This window comes from Massilia sp. Bi118 (assembly GCF_918697865.1).
Lineage (GTDB): Bacteria > Pseudomonadota > Gammaproteobacteria > Burkholderiales > Burkholderiaceae_D > Telluria.
Genome location: NZ_CAKKMV010000003.1, coordinates 114,228 through 134,874, shown reverse-complemented (window position 1 = coordinate 134,874; position 20,647 = coordinate 114,228). Strand labels below are relative to the sequence as shown.

At 65.9% G+C, this 20,647-nt stretch carries 19 protein-coding genes; 8 read left to right on the top strand and 11 right to left on the bottom strand.

Going from position 1 to position 20,647, the window contains the following annotated elements:
* Positions 1 to 1,677: an electron transfer flavoprotein-ubiquinone oxidoreductase gene (locus tag LQV39_RS05320; protein ID WP_230020954.1), complete on the bottom strand. Its 1,677-nt coding sequence runs from the start codon at positions 1,675 to 1,677 to the stop codon at positions 1 to 3.
* A gap of 180 nt (positions 1,678 to 1,857) precedes the next feature.
* On the opposite strand from LQV39_RS05320, the gene LQV39_RS05315 reads away from it, so the two are divergent.
* The 3 genes from LQV39_RS05315 to LQV39_RS05305 all read left to right on the top strand — a co-directional run bounded on the left by LQV39_RS05315 (position 1,858) and on the right by LQV39_RS05305 (position 3,862).
* Positions 1,858 to 2,634 carry an SDR family oxidoreductase gene (locus tag LQV39_RS05315; RefSeq protein ID WP_230020953.1) on the top strand — a complete coding sequence of 259 codons (777 nt, stop codon included), beginning with the start codon at positions 1,858 to 1,860 and terminating at the stop codon, positions 2,632 to 2,634.
* Positions 2,631 to 3,389, top strand: coding sequence for an alpha/beta fold hydrolase (locus LQV39_RS05310; RefSeq protein WP_230020951.1), 759 nt, complete (start codon positions 2,631 to 2,633; stop codon positions 3,387 to 3,389). Before LQV39_RS05315 ends, LQV39_RS05310 begins: the two co-directional genes overlap by 4 nt.
* Before the next feature lie 71 nt (positions 3,390 to 3,460).
* The gene (locus tag LQV39_RS05305; protein ID WP_230020949.1) at positions 3,461 to 3,862 is read left to right on the top strand and encodes a thioesterase family protein; all 402 of its coding nucleotides are present in this window, start codon (positions 3,461 to 3,463) and stop codon (positions 3,860 to 3,862) included.
* A 74-nt stretch (positions 3,863 to 3,936) separates the two neighbouring features.
* Here LQV39_RS05305 and LQV39_RS05300 read toward each other — a convergent pair whose 3' ends face one another.
* The 3 genes from LQV39_RS05300 to LQV39_RS05290 all read right to left on the bottom strand — a co-directional run bounded on the left by LQV39_RS05300 (position 3,937) and on the right by LQV39_RS05290 (position 5,415).
* The gene (locus tag LQV39_RS05300) at positions 3,937 to 4,110 is read right to left on the bottom strand and encodes a hypothetical protein (RefSeq protein ID WP_230020948.1); all 174 of its coding nucleotides are present in this window, start codon (positions 4,108 to 4,110) and stop codon (positions 3,937 to 3,939) included.
* A 10-nt stretch (positions 4,111 to 4,120) separates the two neighbouring features.
* Entirely contained in the window at positions 4,121 to 4,624 is a 504-nt protein-coding gene (locus tag LQV39_RS05295) for a hypothetical protein (protein WP_230020947.1), read from the bottom strand.
* Between the two features lie 230 nt (positions 4,625 to 4,854).
* Positions 4,855 to 5,415, bottom strand: a complete 561-nt coding sequence (locus LQV39_RS05290) for a PAS and helix-turn-helix domain-containing protein (protein ID WP_230020943.1) — start codon at positions 5,413 to 5,415, stop codon at positions 4,855 to 4,857.
* A gap of 97 nt (positions 5,416 to 5,512) precedes the next feature.
* Between LQV39_RS05290 and LQV39_RS05285 the strand changes: the two genes are divergently transcribed.
* Complete coding sequence (locus tag LQV39_RS05285; protein WP_230020940.1) at positions 5,513 to 6,211, top strand: CoA transferase subunit A; 699 nt, start codon at positions 5,513 to 5,515, stop codon at positions 6,209 to 6,211.
* Positions 6,212 to 6,229: 18 nt separating this feature from the next.
* Positions 6,230 to 6,880 carry a CoA transferase subunit B gene (locus LQV39_RS05280; protein WP_230020936.1) on the top strand — a complete coding sequence of 217 codons (651 nt, stop codon included), beginning with the start codon at positions 6,230 to 6,232 and terminating at the stop codon, positions 6,878 to 6,880.
* 47 nt (positions 6,881 to 6,927) lie between these two features.
* Here LQV39_RS05280 and LQV39_RS05275 read toward each other — a convergent pair whose 3' ends face one another.
* Positions 6,928 to 8,202, bottom strand: a complete 1,275-nt coding sequence (locus tag LQV39_RS05275; protein ID WP_230020934.1) for a M56 family metallopeptidase — start codon at positions 8,200 to 8,202, stop codon at positions 6,928 to 6,930.
* Positions 8,199 to 8,585, bottom strand: a complete 387-nt coding sequence (locus LQV39_RS05270; protein ID WP_230020928.1) for a BlaI/MecI/CopY family transcriptional regulator — start codon at positions 8,583 to 8,585, stop codon at positions 8,199 to 8,201. The genes LQV39_RS05275 and LQV39_RS05270 overlap by 4 nt, the downstream gene beginning before the upstream one ends.
* A gap of 149 nt (positions 8,586 to 8,734) precedes the next feature.
* Here LQV39_RS05270 and LQV39_RS05265 point away from each other — a divergent pair, with 149 nt between their 5' ends.
* The 3 genes from LQV39_RS05265 to LQV39_RS05255 are packed head-to-tail and all read left to right on the top strand — an operon-like array spanning position 8,735 to position 13,789.
* A complete protein-coding gene (locus LQV39_RS05265; RefSeq protein ID WP_230020927.1) occupies positions 8,735 to 11,113 on the top strand; it encodes an ABC transporter permease in 2,379 nt (792 codons plus the stop codon).
* A gap of 21 nt (positions 11,114 to 11,134) precedes the next feature.
* Positions 11,135 to 11,938, top strand: coding sequence for an SIMPL domain-containing protein (locus LQV39_RS05260; RefSeq protein ID WP_230020923.1), 804 nt, complete (start codon positions 11,135 to 11,137; stop codon positions 11,936 to 11,938).
* 60 nt (positions 11,939 to 11,998) lie between these two features.
* Complete coding sequence (locus LQV39_RS05255) at positions 11,999 to 13,789, top strand: ABC transporter ATP-binding protein/permease (protein WP_230020918.1); 1,791 nt, start codon at positions 11,999 to 12,001, stop codon at positions 13,787 to 13,789.
* Positions 13,790 to 13,916: 127 nt separating this feature from the next.
* Here LQV39_RS05255 and LQV39_RS05250 read toward each other — a convergent pair whose 3' ends face one another.
* The 5 genes from LQV39_RS05250 to LQV39_RS05230 all read right to left on the bottom strand — a co-directional run bounded on the left by LQV39_RS05250 (position 13,917) and on the right by LQV39_RS05230 (position 20,615).
* A complete protein-coding gene (locus tag LQV39_RS05250) occupies positions 13,917 to 14,900 on the bottom strand; it encodes an HDOD domain-containing protein (RefSeq protein WP_230020916.1) in 984 nt (327 codons plus the stop codon).
* 75 nt (positions 14,901 to 14,975) lie between these two features.
* On the bottom strand, positions 14,976 to 16,277 hold the full coding sequence (locus LQV39_RS05245; protein ID WP_230020912.1) for a dicarboxylate/amino acid:cation symporter: 1,302 nt from the start codon (positions 16,275 to 16,277) through the stop codon (positions 14,976 to 14,978).
* Positions 16,278 to 16,392: 115 nt separating this feature from the next.
* Positions 16,393 to 17,718: an amidohydrolase family protein gene (locus LQV39_RS05240; RefSeq protein ID WP_230020910.1), complete on the bottom strand. Its 1,326-nt coding sequence runs from the start codon at positions 17,716 to 17,718 to the stop codon at positions 16,393 to 16,395.
* 292 nt (positions 17,719 to 18,010) lie between these two features.
* Positions 18,011 to 18,391, bottom strand: a complete 381-nt coding sequence (locus LQV39_RS05235) for a hypothetical protein (protein ID WP_230020906.1) — start codon at positions 18,389 to 18,391, stop codon at positions 18,011 to 18,013.
* Between the two features lie 70 nt (positions 18,392 to 18,461).
* Positions 18,462 to 20,615, bottom strand: a complete 2,154-nt coding sequence (locus LQV39_RS05230) for a TonB-dependent siderophore receptor (RefSeq protein ID WP_230020904.1) — start codon at positions 20,613 to 20,615, stop codon at positions 18,462 to 18,464.
* Between the last annotated feature and the right edge of the window lie 32 nt (positions 20,616 to 20,647).

Sequence of the window (20,647 nt, the reverse complement as noted above, 5' to 3'; positions counted from 1 at the left end):
TTACATGTTCGGGTAATTCGGCCCGCCGCCACCTTCCGGCGTGACCCACACGATGTTCTGCGTCGGATCCTTGATGTCGCAGGTCTTGCAGTGCACGCAGTTCTGCGCATTGATCTGCAGGCGGTCCTTGCCCTCGTCCGTCTTCACGAACTCGTACACGCCCGCCGGGCAGTAGCGCTGTTCCGGGCCGGCGTACTTGGCCAGGTTGACCTCGACCGGGATCGCCGGGTTCTTCAAGGTCAGGTGCACCGGCTGGTCTTCCGCGTGGTTGGTGTTCGAGATGAACACCGAGGACAGGCGGTCGAAGGTCAGCTTGCCGTCCGGCTTCGGGTACACGATGGGCTTGAAGTCAGAGGCCGGGCGCAGGCATTCGTGGTCGGCGTGCTTGTGGTGCAGGGTCCACGGCGCCTTGCCCTTGAACAGGATCTGGTCGATGCCGACCATGATCGTGCCCAGGTAGAGGCCCTTGCTCATCCACGGCTTGAAGTTGCGCGCCACGTGCAGTTCTTCGTGCAGCCAGGACTGCTCGAAGGCGGCCGGGTAGCTCGCCAGTTCGTCGTGCTGGCGGCCTTCGCCCAGCGCCGCAAAGGCGGCGTCGGCGGCCAGCATGCCGGTCTTGATGGCGGCGTGGCTGCCCTTGATGCGGCTGGTGTTCAGGAAGCCGGCGTCGCAGCCGATCAGGGCGCCGCCCGGGAACACGGTCTTCGGCAGCGACTGCAGGCCGCCCGCGGTGATCGCGCGCGCGCCGTAGGAGATGCGCTTGCCGCCTTCGAAGAACTTGCGGATTTCCGGGTGCGTCTTGTAGCGCTGGAATTCTTCGTAGGGAGACAGGTAAGGGTTCTGGTAGGACAGGCCGACCACGAAGCCGACCGCGACCTGGTTGTTTTCCAGGTGGTACATGAAGGAGCCACCGTAGGTGTCGTTGTCGAGCGGCCAGCCGGCGGTGTGGATCACCAGGCCAGGCTTGTGCATCGCCGGGTCGATCTCCCACAGTTCCTTGATGCCGATGCCGTAGGTCTGCGGATCCTTGCCTTTGTTCAGGTCATACTTGGCCATCAGCTGCTTGCCCAGGTGGCCGCGCGAGCCTTCAGCGAACATCGTGTACTTGGCATGCAGTTCCATGCCCAGCTGGAACGCGTCAGTCGGTTCGCCATGGCGGTTCACGCCCATGTTGCCGGTGGCGACGCCCTTGACGGAGCCGTCGTCGTTGTACAGGACTTCAGCAGCCGGGAAGCCCGGGAAGATTTCCACGCCCAGGGCTTCGGCCTGCTGACCCAGCCAGCGCACCACGTTGGCCAGCGAAATCACGTAGTTGCCGTGATTGGTCAGGGCCTTCGGCACCATGAAGCTGGGCGTGGCGGTGGCCTTGGTCTCGGTCAGGAACAGCACGCGGTCTTCGGTCACCGGGGTATTCAAGGGTGCGCCGAGTTCCTTCCAGTTCGGGAAGAGTTCGTCCAGCGCGCGCGGATCCATCACCGCGCCCGACAGGATGTGGGCGCCCAGCTCGCCGCCTTTTTCGAGCACGCAGACCGAGACCTCGCGGCCCTGTTCCGAAGCCAGTTGCTTCAGGCGGATCGCCGCCGACAGGCCGGCAGGACCGCCGCCGACGATGACGACGTCGTATTCCATCGCTTCGCGCGGACCGTATTGTTCGATGAGGGAGTTGGGCTGAGTCATGTTTTAGTTGTGTTAGAAAAATTTAAGCACGAGTGTGCACTTTTTTGCTCATGATTGCAACGCAGCGCGCTATTGTAGGGCAGATATTAGATGCGGCAATCTAATCGCGGCGAAATGGGTGAAGTATGTAATCATTATGTCGTCGCAACAGAATATAGTTCGGTAAAGAGGAGCGCAAACGTGGGCATAGAAGTCAACTTCGAAGGCAAGATCGCAATGGTGACCGGGGCGTCCAGCGGACTGGGCGCGCGCTTCGCGAAGGCCCTGGCCGGGGCCGGGGCGCAGGTGGTGCTGGCCTCGCGCCGCATCGAGCGCCTGAAGGAATTGCGCGCGGAGATCGAGGCGGATGGCGGCGCCGCCCACGTGGTGGCGCTGGACGTCACCGACCTCGCCAGCATCAAGGCGGCGATCGCCCATGCCGAGACCGAGGCGGGCCCGATCGACATCCTCGTCAACAACTCGGGCGTGTCGAACACCCAGCGCCTGCTGGACGTCACCGAGGACGACTACAACTACATCATGGACACCAACCTGCGCGGCGCCTTCTTCATGGCCCAGCAGTGCGCCAAGCGCATGATCCAGCGCGCCAAGGGCGATCCGAAGAAGCAGCACCGCATCGTCAACATCGCCTCGGTGGCGGGCCTGCGCGTGCTGCCGCAGATCGGCGTCTACTGCATGAGCAAGGCCGGCGTTATCCAGATGACCAAGGCCATGGCGGTCGAATGGGGCCGCTACGGCATCAACGTGAATGCCATCTGCCCCGGCTACATCGCCACCGAGATGAACGAGGACTACTTCGACACCGAGCAGGGCAGGAAGCTGATCGAGATGCTGCCGCGCCGCCGCATCGGCAAGCCGGAGGACCTCGACGGCCTGCTCCTGCTGCTGGCGGCCGAGGAAGCCCACTTTATCAACGGCACCATCATCACCGCCGACGATGGCATGACGGCCCAATGAGCGGCGCAACTGCGGCGCTGGTCATGATCCACGGGCTGCTGGGTTCCGGCAGCTACTACGATCCGAAAGCGTTTTTGCTCGGCCTGGACCTGCGTACCCCGGACCTGCTCGGCTATGGCACGAACCGCAGCGTGGACCTGGGCATCGACCTGCACGCCCAGGCCGAGGAAGTCGCGCGCGTGCTGCGCGAGGAAGTCGGCGAGCCGGCCTGGCTGCTGGGCCACAGCACCGGCGGCGCCGTCATGATGCTGGCGGCGGACCTGGCGCCGGAGCTGGTGCGCGGCCTGATCAGCGTCGAGGGCAATTTCACCTTGAAGGATGCGTTCTGGTGCTCGCGCATTGCGCCCATGCCGGAGGCCGACTGGGCAGCCGAATATGGCGCCATGGAAGACGACCCGGCGGCCTGGCTCGAAAAGATAGGCATCGAAGCCAGCGACGAGCGCATCGCCATGACGCGCGAGATCCTGGAAAACCAGCCTTACTCGACCATCCAGGCGATGGCGCGCTCGGTCCTCGAGGTGACCGGCTCGGCCGCGTACCTGGAGGGTGTGCGGCGCGTGCTCGGAACCGGCGTGCCGCTCTACCTGCTGGGCGGCGAACAGTCGGCGGCCGGCTGGGACATCCCCGAATGGGTGCTGGCGCTGGCCTCGCAGAGCCTGGTGCAGCCGAAGGCCGGGCACATGATGATGCTGGAGGATCCGGCGGCCTTCTGCGGCATCGTCGACGGCATCGTGCGGGGGCACTCTCCCGGCTGAGAGCATACAATGCCTGTTTTTTTCAACAGAAGCAGGCAACGATGAACATCGAGAAGTCAAACCGGAAGTTAATGCACACCATGCGCCAGGCCATCCGCTGGGGCGACATGGACGTGCTCGGCCACGTCAACAACACGATCTATTTCCGCTACATGGAAACCGGCCGGATCGCCTTCCTGGAAGACCTGAACGGCAAGTTCGACGCCAAAGGGCAGGGGCCGGTGATCGTCACCGCCTACTGCACCTTCATCAAGCAGCTCAAGTATCCTGGCGAGATCGAGGTCCGCACCTATGCGGGCGGACCGGGCCGCTCGAGCTTCGAGGTCACGCACGAGATCAGCCTGGTTGATGCCGAAGGCAAGGCCGACGTCGTCTATGCGGAAGGTGGCGGCAAGGTCGTGTGGATCGACTTCCAGGCGGAGAAGTCGGTGGCGCTGCCGGAGCGGATCAGGAGTCAGTTGCCGGAGGCTTGACACTGCACGGGTGGGCACGCCTTGCCCACCCGGACACTTGCTTCAGTGCGCCAGGCAGGATGGAATACGAATTATCACGCCACACTCTTCAGGGCCTGTAACTTTTTCTGCAAACCCTGGACGAACAACAGATCCGTAACACTGTCTTCCATGTCCTCTTGTTCGGCTTCCAGCAGAGCCTTTTCGTGTCGTTTCAGGCTCAATATCAGATAGCTGATTTCTTTGTCGGTCAGGTCTAGTGTTTTCATGATCGTTTCGTTATAGGGGCACCACGAGATCGATGCCGCTCGGGTTGAAGGTGATTGTCGCCACCAGCGACAAGAACGCCGATACCGGCATCTGCCGCACCACGGATAATGTGCAATGGCCGGGAGGTTGGCCATCGTAAACCAATTGGAGACCCGCAGGGATAGGGCGCCCCTGTTCAATGCCCCACCAGTGGATTTTCTTGATTTTTTTCTTCTCGACTTCCCCAGCCAGGGCTGGGTCATACAGCGTCAGCCCTTCCGGGATCATGCGCTGAAGGAAAAGCGATATGCCCTGGCCGGGAGCAACCATCATCGTCTCCCTGAGCGTATCGGGGATCCTGCCTTCCTCGGCAAGGCCAAGGTCCAGGAAGCGCAGGTATTCTACATTCGGCTTGGATGCGGCACCGGAGCGGAATACCTCCCGCTCCAGGTCGATGTCCATGCCCCAAAGCACGGTGCCGGGGACGGGAAATATCGATTCGTCTGTCATGGTCAGCTCCACGATTGACAGCATGCCCAGGTCCAGCACGTCGAAACATGGGCAATAGAGATATCCTTAGACTTTCAACAGAGGCTATAGTTTTTTCGCAAAACGCCGGCTTGCGGCAGCAGACGGACAATGCAGAGCTGCGGTCCTGCAGGTCGAAGCGCCAATGGTATTACTATGCAGGCGGTCAGGATTGGTGTTTCGCAACGTGATCGGGAAAATCTCGCCGTTCACGACCTGTTGGGCAGTCCGGCCAGCTAGCGCGCCACACCCACCAGCTTGTGCACCAGCTCCGAAGAAGTCGACGCCGAAAACTTCTTCATCAGCTTGGCCCGGTGCATCTCCACCGTACGCGGCGACAGGTCGGTCTCGCGAGCAATCACCTTGCTGGTCTTGCCCTCGACCAGCAGGGCCGCGATCTCGCGTTCGCGCGGGGTCAGCGCGGCCGTTACCGGACGCTTCTCGCTCACGTCTTCGAAGGTCCATACGCCGGCGCCCAGCGGTTGCTGCGGGTCGAGCGCGCGGCCCGTCACGTGGCACCAGAACAGTTCGCCGCTGGCACGGCGCATGATGCGCTCGTCCGAGTAGCGGCCTTTGGCATTCATGATGGGCACGATGCGGTCGCCGGTGCGCAGGAACTCGTCCTCGGTCGGGTACAGCACCTCGAAGGACTTGCCGTCCAGGTGGGCGCAGTCGTAGCCGAACATGTCCGCCAGCGCGTGGTTGCAGGCCTGGATGATCCGGTTGACGGAGATGCACATGCCGACCGGCGCATGCTGGAAAATCATCTCGTAATCGATGGCGTATGATGCGCTCATTTATGGGCCGGTATTTCTACGGTATTGTGCTTTACAGAGCGCTATTTTATTCTCGAATTCTACTCTGCTGTACAGATCACTTACTAAAGGGACGGGTATGAATAAAGTTTATCCAGATGCGCGGTCCGCACTCGAAGGCGTCGTCCAGGACGGCCAGACCATCGCCGTCGGCGGCTTCGGCCTGTGCGGCATTCCGGAAGCGCTGATCGCCGCGCTGCGCGATTCCGGCGTCAAGAACCTGACGGCCATCTCGAACAATGCCGGCGTCGACGACTTCGGCCTCGGCCAGCTGCTGACCACGCGCCAGATCAAGAAGATGATCGCGTCCTACGTCGGCGAGAACAAGGAGTTCGCGCGCCAGTACCTGGCCGGCGAGCTCGAGCTCGAATTCACGCCGCAGGGCACCCTGGCCGAGAAGCTGCGCGCCGGCGGCGCCGGCATCCCGGCCTTCTTCACCAAGACCGGCTACGGCACCATCGTCGCCGAGGGCAAGGAGACCCGCGAATTCGACGGCGAAATGTACGTGATGGAACGCGCGCTGAACCCGGACGTCGCCCTGGTCAAGGCCTGGAAGGCCGACCGCGCCGGCAACCTGGTGTTCCGCAAGACCTCGCGCAACTTCAACCCGAACGTCGCCACCGCCGGCAAGGTCTGCATCGTCGAAGTGGAACAGCTGGTCGAGACCGGCGAGATCGATCCGGACCAGGTGCACCTGCCGAGCATCTTCGTGCACCGCATCGTTCACAACCCGACGCCGGAAAAGCGCATCGAACAGCGCACCGTGCGCGCAAGCTAAGACCAGGAGACTACGAACATGGCATGGACTCGTGATGAAATGGCCGCGCGCGCGGCAAAGGAACTGCAGGACGGTTTCTATGTGAACCTGGGTATCGGCCTGCCGACCCTGGTGGCGAACTACGTCCCAAAGGACGTCGAAGTCTTTCTGCAGTCGGAAAACGGCCTGCTGGGCATCGGTCCCTTCCCGACGGACGCGGAAGTCGACGCCGACCTGATCAACGCCGGCAAGCAGACCGTGACGGCGCTTCCGGGCGCAGCCTACTTCAGCTCGGCCGATTCCTTCGGCATGATCCGTGGCGGCAAGATCAACCTGGCGATCCTGGGCGCAATGCAGGTCTCGGAAAAGGGTGACCTGGCCAACTGGATGATCCCGGGCAAAATGGTCAAGGGCATGGGCGGTGCGATGGACCTGGTGGCCGGCGTCAAGCGCGTGGTGGTGCTGATGGAGCACGTCGCCACCGCCAAGGACGGCAGCATCTCGCACAAGCTGCTGAAAAAGTGCGACCTGCCGCTGACCGGCGTGGGCGTGGTCGACCGCATCATCACCGACCTGGGCGTGATCGACGTTACTGACACCGGCCTCAAGCTGGTGGAGCTGGCGCCGGGCGTGACCAGGGAGCAGGTGGTGGAAGCGACGACCGCGGAGCTGGATGTCAGCGGCGTCTGAACCCGGTCTGCCTCAACAAAGAAAAGCCGCCCTTGAGGCGGCTTTTCTTATTTCAGGGTCCAGACGTACTGGACAGGTTGCATGCTCTTTACCGGCACGCCGTCCTCTAGCGCGGGGCGGAAGTTGCATAAGGCAAGGGCGCCGCGTGCGGCTTCGTCCAGGCTGGCGTAACCGCTCGATTTCCTAACCGAAACGTCGAGGACGGTACCGCGTTCGTCGAGCATGAAGCCGAGCGTTACCGTACCCTGGTGTCCAGCGGTGATATCGTCTTTCGGATAATGCGGCTTGCGGCAAGTATTGAAATCGACGACGGCTGCCTGCCTTACTCCCACCGGGTGTGCGGAAGCGGTGGCACGGCTCACCGGCGCATGCGCGCTGGCCGCGCACACCACGGCCAGACCCAGCACCGGGATCGCCGCCTTCCAGTTCAGGGCCTGCACGTCCGGGCGCAGCAGGCGGCGGATGCGGCCCATGAGGTCGCCGCCGTTCGCGGCCTGCGCCAGGTGGTGGCTGGAGAACTGCAGCTTTTCCAGTTCCGACAGCGCCAGCGCCAGGCGGCGCGGCTCGCCCAGGTGGCGGGCGGCGAAGTCGTCGGCGATCTGTTCGCGCTCGGCGCGGATACGGCGCGACAGCCACCAAACCGCCGGATGATAGAACAGCAGGGTCTCGATCACGTTCTGCAGCAGGTTGACCAGGTAGTCGTGGCGGCGCACGTGGCCGAGCTCGTGCACCAGCAGGGCTTCCAGCAGATGCGGCGGCATGCCGGCGACCAGGCTGGCCGGCACCAGCACGACCGGGCGCCACCAGCCGGCCGTGATCGGGCTGGTCAGGCCGTCGACCACGCGCAGCCGTACTTCGCGGCCGAGGCCGCAGCGCTCGGCCAGGCGCGACAGGCGTTCCTGCCAGGCCGCATCCGAAGCCTGGATGCGGGCGGCGCGGCCGATCCATAGCAGGCCGACCGCCATGCGCAGGCTCAGGGCGCCGGCGCAGCCCGCCCACAAGGCGACGATCCAGCCCAGGTTGCGGCCCAGCCATGGCAACAGCCCGGCCGCATCCGGTGCGGCTGCCATGGCGGCGGCGCCGCTGCGGAACAGCTTGCCGCTCTCGGCACCCGTCCCGGACTTCAGCAGCAGCGCCAGGTCGACCGTCGGCCAGGCCAGGCAGAGCAGCAGGCCGGCGCAAGCCACCGCATAACGCGTTTCCGGGCGCGCATTGCGCAAGGCCGTCAACAGCACGGCCACAATGCAGCCGAGCAGTGCGCCCTGCCAGACGAAATGGACCAGGGTCCAGCCGACCGCGGCGATCAGGGCCGGGGCGCTCATTGCTTGTCCTCGCCCTTCAGCAGTTCTTCGATTTCCTCCCGCTCCTTTTTCGAGATGCCGCTCTTGAGTGCCGCCAGCACAAGGGCTTTGGCCGAGCCGGAAAAGGCGCGCTGCACCAGGTCCTTCAGCAGATTGGTCTGCAAAGATTCCTGGGCCTGGGCCGGCGCATATACGTGAGACCGTTCGCTCTCGTCGCGGATCAGCAAACCCTTGGCATGCATGATCTGCATCAGGCGCAGCACGGTGGCGTAGGTCACGTCGGGACGGGTCTTGAGAATCTCGTCGTGGACCTGGCGCGCGGTGCCCGAGCCCAGCGGCCACAGCACCTGCAGCAGGTCGAGTTCAGCCGGCGTCGGCTTGGAAGGGGCAGGGGATTTGGCCATGGTGGATCCTCGTGAAGCTGAATATACGCACGCGTAGACTAGCCCTTCTAGATTGTCCTGTCTACCAAAATATTTATCGAACTGCTATTGCCGGAACGAGCACAACCGGAATAGCATAGACATCATTGTCTACATTATCGAGGATGCCGATGAAGCTGCGAAACATGCGCCTGGCATGGCGCCTGCTGGCCCGCGAGCCCGTCTATTCCGCCGTCGCCGTGCTCGGCCTGGCGGTGGCGCTGGCCGCCTGCTTCCTGCTGTTCGGACTGGTCCGCTACGCCTGGACCTACAACGACGCCATCGCCGGCGCCGACGGCATATACGTGGTAAAGGAGCGCCGCAATCTGTTCCCGCGCGCGACCTGGGGGCCCAGCGCGCCGGCGCCGCTGGCGGGCAAGGCTGTCGCTACCGGGCTGGCGCGCGCGGCGACCGGCGCCCGCTCGCAACAGGTCGGGGCGCGGGTCGAGGCGCGTTTCGTGCAGCTCACGGTATCCGTGGTGGACGCGAATTACCTGTCCTTCTTCGGCCTGCGCGCCATCGCCGGCAACGCCGACGCCGCGCTGGCCCGTCCCGACGCCCTGGTGCTGAGCCGCGCCGAAGCCGAGCGTCTGTTCGGCACCGCGGATGCGCTGGGCAAGGTGGTCACGATCGCCGGCAGTCCCTTCATGGTACGCGCCATCCTGGCCGACCTGCCGGCGAATACCAGCCCGGCTTTCGGCGCGCTGCTCGGCAAGGGCGTGCACAGCTGGGATCCGCCGCCCAAGTCTACCCAGGACGCCTGGTTCCGGCGCGAAAGCCTTTACCTGCGGCCGGCGCCGGGCGTCACGGCCGCGCAACTGCAGGCGGCGCTGGAAAGCACGGTCGCCGCCGAGCGCGACGCCAGCCTGCCGGCGCGGCTCAGGGAGGGCCGGCCGACGCCCTTGACGAATATCGGCGTGACGCAGCTGTCCGGGATTTATTTCGACCAGGACCTGGCGGCGGGCGGCAGCGCGTCCAGTTCCGGCAACCCGGCGGCGATCGCCGGCCTGGCCCTGCTGGGCGTGCTGATCCTGGTGCTGGCGGCCACTAATTACGTGAACCTGGCGGCGGTGCGCACCACGGCGCGCCGGCGCGAGATCGCGGTACGCAAGACACTCGGCATTTCCGGCGCCGGCCTGGCCGGGCAGTTCGCGGCCGAGGCGTTGTTGGTGGGCGCCGGCTCGACCCTGCTCGGCTTCCTGCTGGCCTGGCTCAGCATACCCCTGTTCTCCGAACTGGTCGCGGTGCCGCTGGCGGCCGCCTTCGGGCCCGGCGCCTGGGCGCTGATGGCCGCGATCGGCATCGAGACCGGCTTGCTGTCCGGTCTGTATCCGGCCTGGCTGGCGGCGCGGGTGCCGGCCAGCGTCGCGCTCGGCGGACGCGACGGCGAAACCCTCGATGGCGTGCGCCTGCGCCGCATCCTGACGGTGGCGCAGTTCGCGGCCGCGATCGGGCTGGTTGCCGCCAGCTTGTCGGTGTGGTGGCAGGCCCACTATGCCAGCGGCGCCGATCCCGGCTTCGACCCTTCGTCCCAGCTGGTGCTGGAACTGCCGGGCCAACGCGGCGGGCAGCCGGGCGGCGCGGCGCACGCGTTCAAGGCCGAGCTGGAACGCCTGCCCATGGTCGAGGGCGCCACGGCAATGTCCGAAGCGATCGGCCGCGACGAGGTCACGATCACCCTCGCCGTCAGCATGCGCGACGGCAGCACGCTGCCGATCGAGGGCAAGAAGGTCGGCGCCAACTTCTTCCAGGTATTCGGCCTGCGTCCGCTCGAGGGCCGGCTGTTTTCGCGCGAGGGCGAGGAAGGCGTAGTGCTGAATGCGCGCGCCGCCTACGCGCTCGGCTTCGCCACGCCGGAAGCGGCGGTCGGCCAGATCGTCGACAAGAACAAGCGCGTGATCGGCATCGCCCCGGAGCTGCGCTTCACCACCTTGCGCCAGAAACCCGGACCGATCATGTACCTGCAGAGCGAGGACGGCGGTGTGCTGACCGTGCGCGTGCGCGGCCCGCTGCCGGCGGCGCGCGCCGCCATCGAAGCGCTGTGGGCGCGCCACTTCCCGGACGACGCCCCCGACATCGAAAGCGCATCCGCTGTCTTCGCAAGCAATTACGCCGACGACCTGCGCCAGGCCAGGCTGCTGGCCCTCGCCAGCCTGGTGGCGACGGCGCTGGCCTGCTTCGGCATCTACGTATTGTCGAGCTACACCATCCGCCGCCGCGCCCGCGAATTCGTGCTGCGCAAGCTGCACGGCGCGAGCCCGCGCCATATAGGCCTGCTGGTGGCGCGCGAATGGCTGGCGCTGCTGGCCGCGGGCGCGCTGCTGGCGCTGGCGCCGGCCTGGCTGTGGACCGAGCGCTATCTTGCCGGCTTTGTCGAGCGCGCGCCGATGGGCTGGTGGCCGCTGGTGCTGGCTTGCGCCGGCGTCGGCGCGGTTGCCCTGGCCGGCTGCGTGCGCCAGGCGGTGGCGGCGATGCGGGTGTCGCCGGCCCTGGCTCTGCGCGATCAATGATTTCTCACTGATGGAGTATTCATGCTGAAACTGAAGCCTTTCCTGCCTGTCCTTGTCGCAAGCCTGATGGCGGCCGCTGCCCTGGCCTTGCCGACCGGCTCGGCGCTTGCCTCGACCATTCCGGACTATCCCTTCGTGCACGTGAACGGCAGCACCTTCCGCATGGAGATGCCGGATATCGCTTCGCTCGACTTCCAGGTGGTGGCGGCCGGCGCCGACCCGGTTGCGGCGCGCGCGGAGATCGACGCCCGCATGGCCGAGGTGCGCGAACTGTTGCAGAAGCTGAGCATCGACCCCGAGGACATGCAGGTGCGCGAGGTGCGCCAGGGTGTACGCAAGGAGCGCGCCGCCGACGGCACCCCGGTGTACGAACTGAGCTGCGACGTGAAGATCAACCTGCGCAATGTGGCCAACTGGCCGGCGCTGGCCGGCGGCCTGCTGGGCAAGCCCAATCTCGACAGCTTCGCCGCGGATTTCGACCTCAGCACCATGGACAAGGTGACCGATGAGATGGTCGGCGAGGCGATCGCGGACGCGCGCCATCACGCCGAGGTGATGGCGACGGCAGCCGGGCGCCGTCTCGGGCCGGCGATGGCGATGACCCCGGACGCCCTGAAGAAACTGGGCACCAACCTGGGGCTGGAGCGCGACGAGTTCAGGCCGGAACGCAAGGCCAGCCGCCGTGTCGCCAACCAGAGCGCCGCGGAGATCGACCGCGACGTCTTCATGATGGTCCAGGTGCTCAAGCTGCGCCAGTCGGTCGACATGGTCTACCGTCTCGACAACGCCGCCCCCGCCAGGGCGCGCGCGGCAAAGAAACCCTGAGCGCGGCGCGACCCAAATCCCGCATGGCTGGTCCAAGGAATATGATCCCGGACCCAAGCCATGGCGAACCCCGCTGATATCGCGGACGATCCCGACCCAGCCGGCCCGCGGCGTCCCTTCGCCGCCGAGCTGTGGGCGGTCACGCAGCATTACCGCTGGCGCATCGGCGCCTCGGTGCTGCTGCTGATCGTCGCCAAGATCGCCACGGTGGCGGTGCCGCTGGTGCTCAAGCGCATCATCGACGCCTTTTCCCAGCCCGCGCTGCCGGCCAGCCTGCCGATCTACCTGCTGGCCGGCTATGCCTTGCTGCGCTTCGCCTCGACCCTGTTCAACGAGTGGCGCGACCTGCTGTTCGCGCGCGTCACGCTCAGCACGGTTTCCAGCTTCGCCCAGAAGACCTTCGCCCATCTGCATGCGCTGGGGCCGCGCTTCCATGCCCGGCGCCAGGTCGGCAGCCTGCTGCCGGACATCGACCGCGGCACCAACGGCATCGCCTTCCTGCTCGGGGTCGGGCTGTTCACCATCGTCCCGACCCTGGTCGAGATCGGGCTGGTGCTGGTGGTCATGCTGCGCCGCTACCACCCGGCGTTTTCCGCGATCATCGTCGCCACCTTTTTCGCCTACGCCGGCTTCACTCTGGTCTTCACGGCCAGGCGCACGATCTACCAGCGGCGCGTCAACAAGCTCGACTCGCGCGCCAAGGGCCAGCTGGCGGACAGCCTGATCAATGCGGACACGGTCAAGTACTTCGGCAACGAAGCTTTCGAGGGACAAAAATTCTCGGGCATCATGGACCACTGGCTGGTGGCCGGGGTCGGCAACCAGCGCGCCCTGTTCACCCTGCACGTGGGGCAGAGCTTCGTGATCGCCATCGGCGTGGCCGCCATCATGCTGTTTGCCGGCCAGGCCGTGATGGATCACCGCATGAGCGTGGGCGACCTGGTGCTGATCAACGCCTACGCGCTGCAGGTCTGCCTGCCGCTGAACGCGCTCGGCTTCGTCTACCGCGAGGCGCGCGACGCCCGCGTCAACGCCGAGCGCCTGTTCGCCCTGCTGCGAGAGCGCCCCGAAATGCCGGACCCGCCCGATGCGCCGGTCCTGCATCCGGGCGCCGGCGAGGTCGTGTTCGAGCACGTCAGCTTCCATTACGACCCCGAGCGGCCGGTGCTGTTCGACGTCAGCTTCCGCATCCCACCCGGCACGACCCTGGCCGTGGTCGGGCGCAGCGGCTCGGGCAAGTCGACCCTGGCCCGGCTGCTGCTGCGCCTGTACGACCCGAATGCCGGCCGCGTGATGATCGACGGCCAGGACATCCGCCACCGCAGCCCTTCCAGCGTGCGCCATGCGATCGGGGTGGTGCCCCAGGACGCCGCGCTGTTCAACGACACGATCGGCAACAACATCGCCTACGCGCGCATCAGCGCCGGCAGGGAAGAGGTGGTAGCGGCGGCGCGGGCGGCGCAGCTGGACGAGCTGATCTCGGCCCTGCCGGAGGGCTACGACAGCCCGGTGGGCGAGCGCGGCGTGATGTTTTCGGGCGGCGAGAGGCAGCGCATCGGCATTGCCCGCGCGATTCTGAAGAATCCGCCCATCCTGATCTTCGACGAGGCGACCTCGGCGCTCGACTCGGTGTCCGAGTACGCGATCACGCAGGAGCTGGAACGCCTGGCGCGCAACCGCAGCACCCTGATCATCGCGCACCGGCTGTCGACCATCGTCAACGCCGACGCCATCATCGTCATGGAAAACGGGCGCATCGTCGAGCGCGGCACCCATGCGGAGCTGCTGGAGCAGGAGGGGGCGTATGCGCAGCTGTGGCTGCTGCAGCAGAGGGTGGAAAAGGAGAATTAACGTCGTTCCCGTGCAGGCGGAAACCCATACTGAGTAACCGACGTCCGTCTATCCAAGGCACTGCAGTGCTACCGACATACCGAATTCTGTCATCCAGCATGGATTCCCGCTTTCGCCGGAATGACGGCTAACTCTCCAGCTTCGCCAGCTTGCCCAGGCAACGCCGCTGGAAATTGTCCAGCCCCTCGGTCACCAGGCTGTCGTCCTCGGCCAGCACCCCGGCGTCGATCAGCAGGCGCAGCTTGGCGATGCGGTCGCCCAGCGCCAGCGCTTCGGCCAGGTGGTCGGCGCCCGGTTCGCCGGCGTGGGCGATGGCCTGGGCGACTTCCTGCGGGAAGTTCCAGTGCGCCGCGATGGCGGCGGACAGCTGGCGGCTGCCGGCCAGCAGGCGGGCGCCGAAGGCGCTGGAACCCGGAATGCGGCCATCAAGGCAGACGCGGTCGGCCAGGCGAAAGGCCACCACCAGGCCCACGTTCTGCATCAGGCCGGCCAGGTAGGCCTCGAACACGCCGGTGCTCAGGCCCGGCGCCATCAAGCTGGCGGCGAGAGCGCAGCTGACCGACTGGTTCCAGACCTGGGGCGCGGCCTCGCGCGCGAAGCCGTCGGCCTGCATGTTGATGAGGGGACGGAAGGCGACCCGCGCCAGTAGCATGCGCAAGCCGTTCTGGCCGAGCATCATGATGGCGGCTTCGACGTTCTTGACCGGGGCGATCGGGCGGTAATAGGCGCTGTTGGCTTCGCGGATGACCTCCGCCACCAGCACCACGTCCTGCGCCACCTGGCGTGCCAGTTCCTGGATCGAGGCGTCCTCGTCGTTCAGGCTGGCCAGCAGTTTGGGAATCGCTTCGGGCACGCGCGGCACCAGGCCGGCAGCTTCGCCCGGCTGCAGGCCCAGGATCCGGACTTCGTCGAGGATGCGGGTCTCGACCTCGGCCGGGGCGGCGTAACCGCGCGCCGCCGTCAGCCAGCGGTAATAGGTGGACTCGATCTCGGCGGCGAGGTCGGCGGCCTGCTCGTCGGCAGTGGCGGCCTGGGGGCCGGCCGTACGGCCGGCCGGCGTGGCGGCTGTGTTGTCTGCACTGCCACGCAAGCGGTTGATCCAATTCTTCATAGGGTGGATTCTAACCGCAAAAAAAGACGCCGGGCGAACCCGGCGTCTGAACGAGGAGACTCAGGCCGAAAGGAATCAGGCGGTCTCGTGCATTGCTTCCTGGCGCAGCGTGCCCTCGTCAACCGATGGGTTGATCAATTCGGCGCGCATGCGGTCCTTGTCCAACTCGCCCTCCCACTTCGACACGACGATCGCGGCGACGCCGTTACCGATGATGTTGGTCAGGGCGCGGCATTCGCTCATGAATTTGTCGATGCCCAGGATCAGGACCATGCCCGCCACCGGGATGGTCGGCACCGCGGCAAGGGTCGCAGCAAGGGTAATGAAGCCCGCGCCGGTAATGCCCGAGGCGCCTTTCGAGGTCAGCATCGCCACCAGCAGCACCGTCAGTTCCTGGGTCAGGGTCAGTTCGGTGTTGGTGGCCTGCGCCACGAACAGGGCGGCCATCGTCATGTAGATATTCGTGCCGTCCAGGTTGAACGAGTAGCCGGTCGGGACCACCAGGCCAACCACCGATTTTCCGCAGCCGAGCTTTTCCAGCTTGCGCATCAGTGCGGGCAGGGCGCTTTCCGACGAGCTGGTGCCCAGAACGATCAGCAGCTCTTCCTTGATGTAGTTGAGATAGCGGAAGATCGAGAAGCCGGTCATGCGGGCAATGAGGCCCAGCACGATCACGATGAACAGGAAGCTGGTCAGGTAGAAGGAACCGACCAGCGAGGCCAGCGGGACCAGCGCCTTGACGCCGTACTTGCCGATCGTGAAGGCCATCGCGCCGAAGGCGCCGATCGGGGCCGCCTTCATGATGATGTTCACCACGCCGAAGATGGCGTGCGACAGGGCTTCGATGCCGCGGGTGATCGGACGGCCGCGCTCGCCCATCAGCGACAGCGCGAAGCCGAACAGGATCGCAACGAACAGCACCTGCAGGATTTCACCCTTGGCGAAGGCATCCACGAAGGTGCTCGGGATGATGTTCATCAGGAAATCGACGGTCGACAGCGAATGGGTCTTCGCGGTGTACTGGGCGATCGAAGCGGTGTCGATGGTGGCCGGGTTGACGTTGAAGCCGGCGCCCGGCTTGAGCAGGTTGGCGACGATCAGGCCGATCGCCAGCGCGAAGGTCGATACGATTTCGAAGTAGATCAGGGCCTTGCCGCCGACGCGGCCGACCTTCTTGATGTCCTGCATGCCGGCAATACCGGCGACCACGGTACAGAAGATCACCGGTGCGATGATCATCTTGATCAGCTTGACGAAGCCGTCTCCCAGCGGCTTCATCGCAGTGGCCAGGCCCGGATCGAAGATGCCCAGCAGGACGCCGACGATAATCGCGAACAGGACCTGGATATACAGTACTTTATAGAATGGTTTTTTCATGATCGGGCTTCATGAGTAAATGATAGTGCCGTCATCATTACTGAAAATATCTGCACCAGCTATTGTGGAAAACCGCAACGCCGGCACGCATAACCGATCCTACGCTTCCTGAATGTCAGGGGGCGCTCAGTTCCGCCTCTCGGTTCCGCCGATAGACCGCGCCGCCCTTCATGACGAAGCTCACCTTGCGCAGTGCCGCGATGTCGGCGGTCGGGTCGCCTTCGACCGCGACCACGTCGGCCAGGCTGCCCGGTTGCAGCGCGCCCAGGTCCTTCCTGCCGAGGATGCCGGCGGCAACCGTGGTGGCGGCGCGCAGGGCTTCGGTCGGCGTCATGCCCAGGCGCACCATCCACTCCAGCTCGCGCTCGTTGGTGCCGTGGGTGAACACGCCGACGTCGCTGCCGTTCCCGATGATCACGCCCAGCTTGCGCGCCAGCCGGAAGGCGCGCGCCGCTTCCTGCATGCCCGGGGTCGGTGCGCCGCCGCGCACGTGCTTCTGGAAGTATTCGCCGATCGCTTCGGGCGCCGTCAGCGTCGGCACGTAGGCGGTGCGGCGCTCGACCATCAGCCTGAAGGTCGCCTCGCTGGCGCCGTAGCCGTGCTCGATGCTGTCGACGCCTGCCAGCACGGCCAGGCGGATCGCGTCGTCGCTGCTGGCATGGGCCGCCACCTTGCGTCCCGTGACGTGGGCGGCCGCGACCATCGCCTTCATCTCTTCGAGCGTGAAGGTAGGGCGGGTGCTGCCGTCGATGCCGGTGCGGTAGTCGGCGTAGAACTTGATCCAGTCGGCGCCATGCGAGGACTGCTCGCGCACGGCTTTGGTCGCTTCAATGACGCCGGTGGCCTGCTGGGCGCCGTAGGGGATCTCCATGTCCGGACGGTAGCTGCGCTCGGCCGGGCCGTAGCTGGCGGTGGCGACGATGGCGCGGGTGGCGACCAGCAGGCGCGGGCCCGGCACCTGTCCCTCTTCGATGGCGCGCTTGATGCCGACGTCGGCGTAGTCGACGCCCTCGGTGCCGAGGTCGCGCAGGGTGGTGAAGCCGGCCTGCAGGGTGTCGGCGGCGTGGCGCACGGCCAGTGCGATGCGGTAGGCCGGCGCTTCCTTGATCACCTGGTCGTCCCAGGTGGTCTCGTTATACGGGTGCAGCAGCACGTGCGAGTGCAGGTCGATCAGGCCGGGGATCAGGGTCTTGCCGGGCAGGGCGATGCGTTCGGCGTCGCTTGGGACCGTCATCTTGTCCGCCGGGCCGACGGCCTGGATGCGGCCCTGGGCGACCAGCACGCTCCAGCCGGCGTGCGCGGCGCCGTCGCCGGTCCAGACCCTGTCCGCGGTGATCAGGACCGGGCCTGGCGGCGCAACTTGGGGAGCGGACTGGGCCTGGCCGAAAGCGGCGAGGGCGGTGAATAGGGAAAGGACGAGCTGCTTGGCGCGGATCCGCATGTGTGTCTTCCTCTTGTCTTTATTAAATGGAAAGACGACATCATAGCTAGAGTTTGCCAAGAGTAAAGCGATGGACTAAGGCATCTCAGCTCATTCGAAGGACTGGCCCCATACAACTTTCGCAATCCTTATTTTAAGCCCCCAGGCGGCGGGGCCGTTGCCAAAGCCATCCTTGCAATTCAGGTCGACATGCGTTGGCGAAACCGCTGTGATTTCGGCCTCGGTGCCTTTCGATAAGACGGTGGGTGCAGCCGATATGAGGACCGTGACGTGCGTGTTCCTTACCAGGAGGCTAGCCCTCCAGATCCCCCAGCGACTGCTCGATCCCCAACTGCACATCGCGAAGGAAGGCGCCGCCTTTATCGGACAGCGCAATCCCCGGCACGGCCAGCTCCACCAGGCATACCAGCGCCTGCCGGAACCACTCCATGTCCGTACCCATCAGCGGCAGCGCATGCGCATCGATCAGGTAGTACACGGCGCGGCTTAAAAGATTCGGATCCCGCCCGGCGCGTGCGATGCCCGGTGCAAAGTCGACCACTTCGCGATGGAAGCGGTCGGCCAGGGTTTCGAGGATGTCGTTCGAGACCAGGGGCTGGCCGGCGGCCAGCACGACCCGGGCCAGGTCCAGGCAGGCGTCATGCAATTCCTGTTCGTCGAGGCGCTGCGTCATGGTGTTGCTGCTTTCGTGCGTTGCAAAGGCCGCTAGCATGCCACGAATCGCGCGCCGGCGTCTGTAAGCCCTATTGGAACTTCTGCTCGTACTGCAAGCGCCAGCTCCGGGAGGTGGGCGTGAAGCTGGCGCGCTCGGTGACGCCCAGCGGGTCGGTGTAGCGCGAGCCGCGCAGCTGGTCGGTGGCCAGCAAGTTGCGCACCGTGAAGCGCAATTGGCGGCGCGGGTCGATTTTGTAGAGCGCGTAGGCTTCGAGATCGCGCGCCGCGCCGCCATAGCTCGACTCGGATACCGAACTGCGGGTCCAGCCGCCGCTCACGAAGTTGAAGCTGGCGCCGGCGCTGAGGGCGGCGCCGCTGTAGTCGGCGCCCAGGTTGGCGGACCAGCGCGGCTGGCTGTCGAGACGGTTGCCTGGGCCGGGCACGGCGTCGACGCTTGACCAGTTGCGGCTGACATTGGCGCGCAGCTCGACCGGCCAGGCCAGGCCGAGGGCCTTCAGCGGCAGTTTGGTCTCCAGCGCCAGGCTGCGGACCTGGGCGTGGCCCTGGTTGACGGGCGTGCGCAGCCAGCGCGCACCCTTGCTATCGCTTTCGCTCCGTGTTTCGCTGCGGATCAGGTCGCGGATGCTGCGGCTGGTGGCGCTCAGCGAGACCATGCCGCCCCCGCTGAAGTAGTGCTCGTAAGCGGCGTCGAGGCCGGTCGCGAGTTCCGGGCGCAGGTCCGGGTTGCCGATGTAATCGGGTGACACCTCGGAATTAAAGCTGGTGATGAAGCGCGAAGGCACCAGCTCGAACATGCGCGGCGCGCGGTAGGTGCGGGTGAGTGCCAGGCGCAGCTGGTCCTGCTTCGAGCCCGGAATCTTCCACAGGGTCTGGAGCAGCGGGCTGAAGACGCTGTAGCGGCTCGCCGCGGCCGCGAAGCCCTCGCCGGAGGTAGCCGTGCGCACGCCTTCCCAGCGCGCGCCCAGGTAGACCGACCAGCCGGGACGCACGTCCCATTCGTCCTGCCCGTAGACGGCAAGGCGGTCGACGGTAGCCGTGAAGGGCGTGTCGAGGTCGACCGCCTCGGCGCCGTCGAGCGCGCCCTGGGTGTGGAATTCGCGCTGCCGTTGACGCTCGTGGCCGCCATTCCAGCCGAAGGCGAAGGCATGGCCCTCGAGCAGCGGCACCTTATATTTGCCAGTGCTGTTGAGGTCCCAGTCGCGCAGTTTGCTGGCGTCGCCCCGGTCGAGCACTAGGGCGCCGTCGCGGATGCCTTGCCGCGCCAGGCTGCGATTCATGCGCGAGGCGTCCAGCACCAGCCTGGCGTCGAGTTTGCCCTGGCCAAGCCGCTTCTCCAGGCCGAGTTCACTGTGCAGGGCGGCGCTCCTGACCTCCCACGCCGCCGGCAACAGCGGGTAGGGATAGGCCGGGCCGGCCAGCGCGGCAGTGCGGTTGTCCTCGGTGCCGCGGCTGTAGCCGCCGTTATAGAAGCTCTGCCAGCTCAGGGAATCGCCGCCGCCGAGGGTCCAGTTGAGGCGCGCGTTCAGGTTCCCCGACGTGAAGTGCTGGTCGTAGCCGGTGTCCGCGATGCGCAATGCGCCCAGCATCCCGCCAGGCGCGATGTCCGCCACCGTCTCGCGCTCCCGGTAGCCGCGCGCCCAGTCGTTCAGCAGGGCTGTCAGGGTATAGCCGAAGCTTGGGCCCTTGCTCGATTTTGCCGCCGTCACGCTGTCCAGGCGGTAGCCGGCGCCGCCGCCATGGCTCAGTTTCAGCTCCGCCGCATCCTTGGCGATGGCCTTGCGCAGCACGATGTTGACGGTGCCGGCGATGGCTGCGGTGCTGTATTCGGCGGTTGCGGCGCGGATGATTTCGATTTTCTCGATGGCCTCGGGCGACAGCGCTTCGAGGTCGAAGCCGGGCGGCATGCGCTCGCCGTTCACCAGCACCTGCGTGTAGCCGTTGCCCAGGCCGCGCATGCGCACGCCGCCGTTGCCCACGGTGACGCCGGGCAGGCGCTTAAGCGCATCCAGCACCGTGGCGTCGCCGTACTTGACCAGCTCGTCGTGGCCGACCACCGTGCGGCTGGCGCTGTCCTCCCGGCGCTGCGTGTCGAGGCTGGCCTTGACCTCGACCGTGGCGGGCGGCCTGGCCGGCACCGGCGTTGGTGGTTCGGCCTGGATCTGCTGGGCCGACACCAGAGGGGCAAACAGGGCCGCGATGGCGGCAGCGAGCGGTTTCTGCATGGGTAGCATCCGTTCTCAATATAGACAAGTAT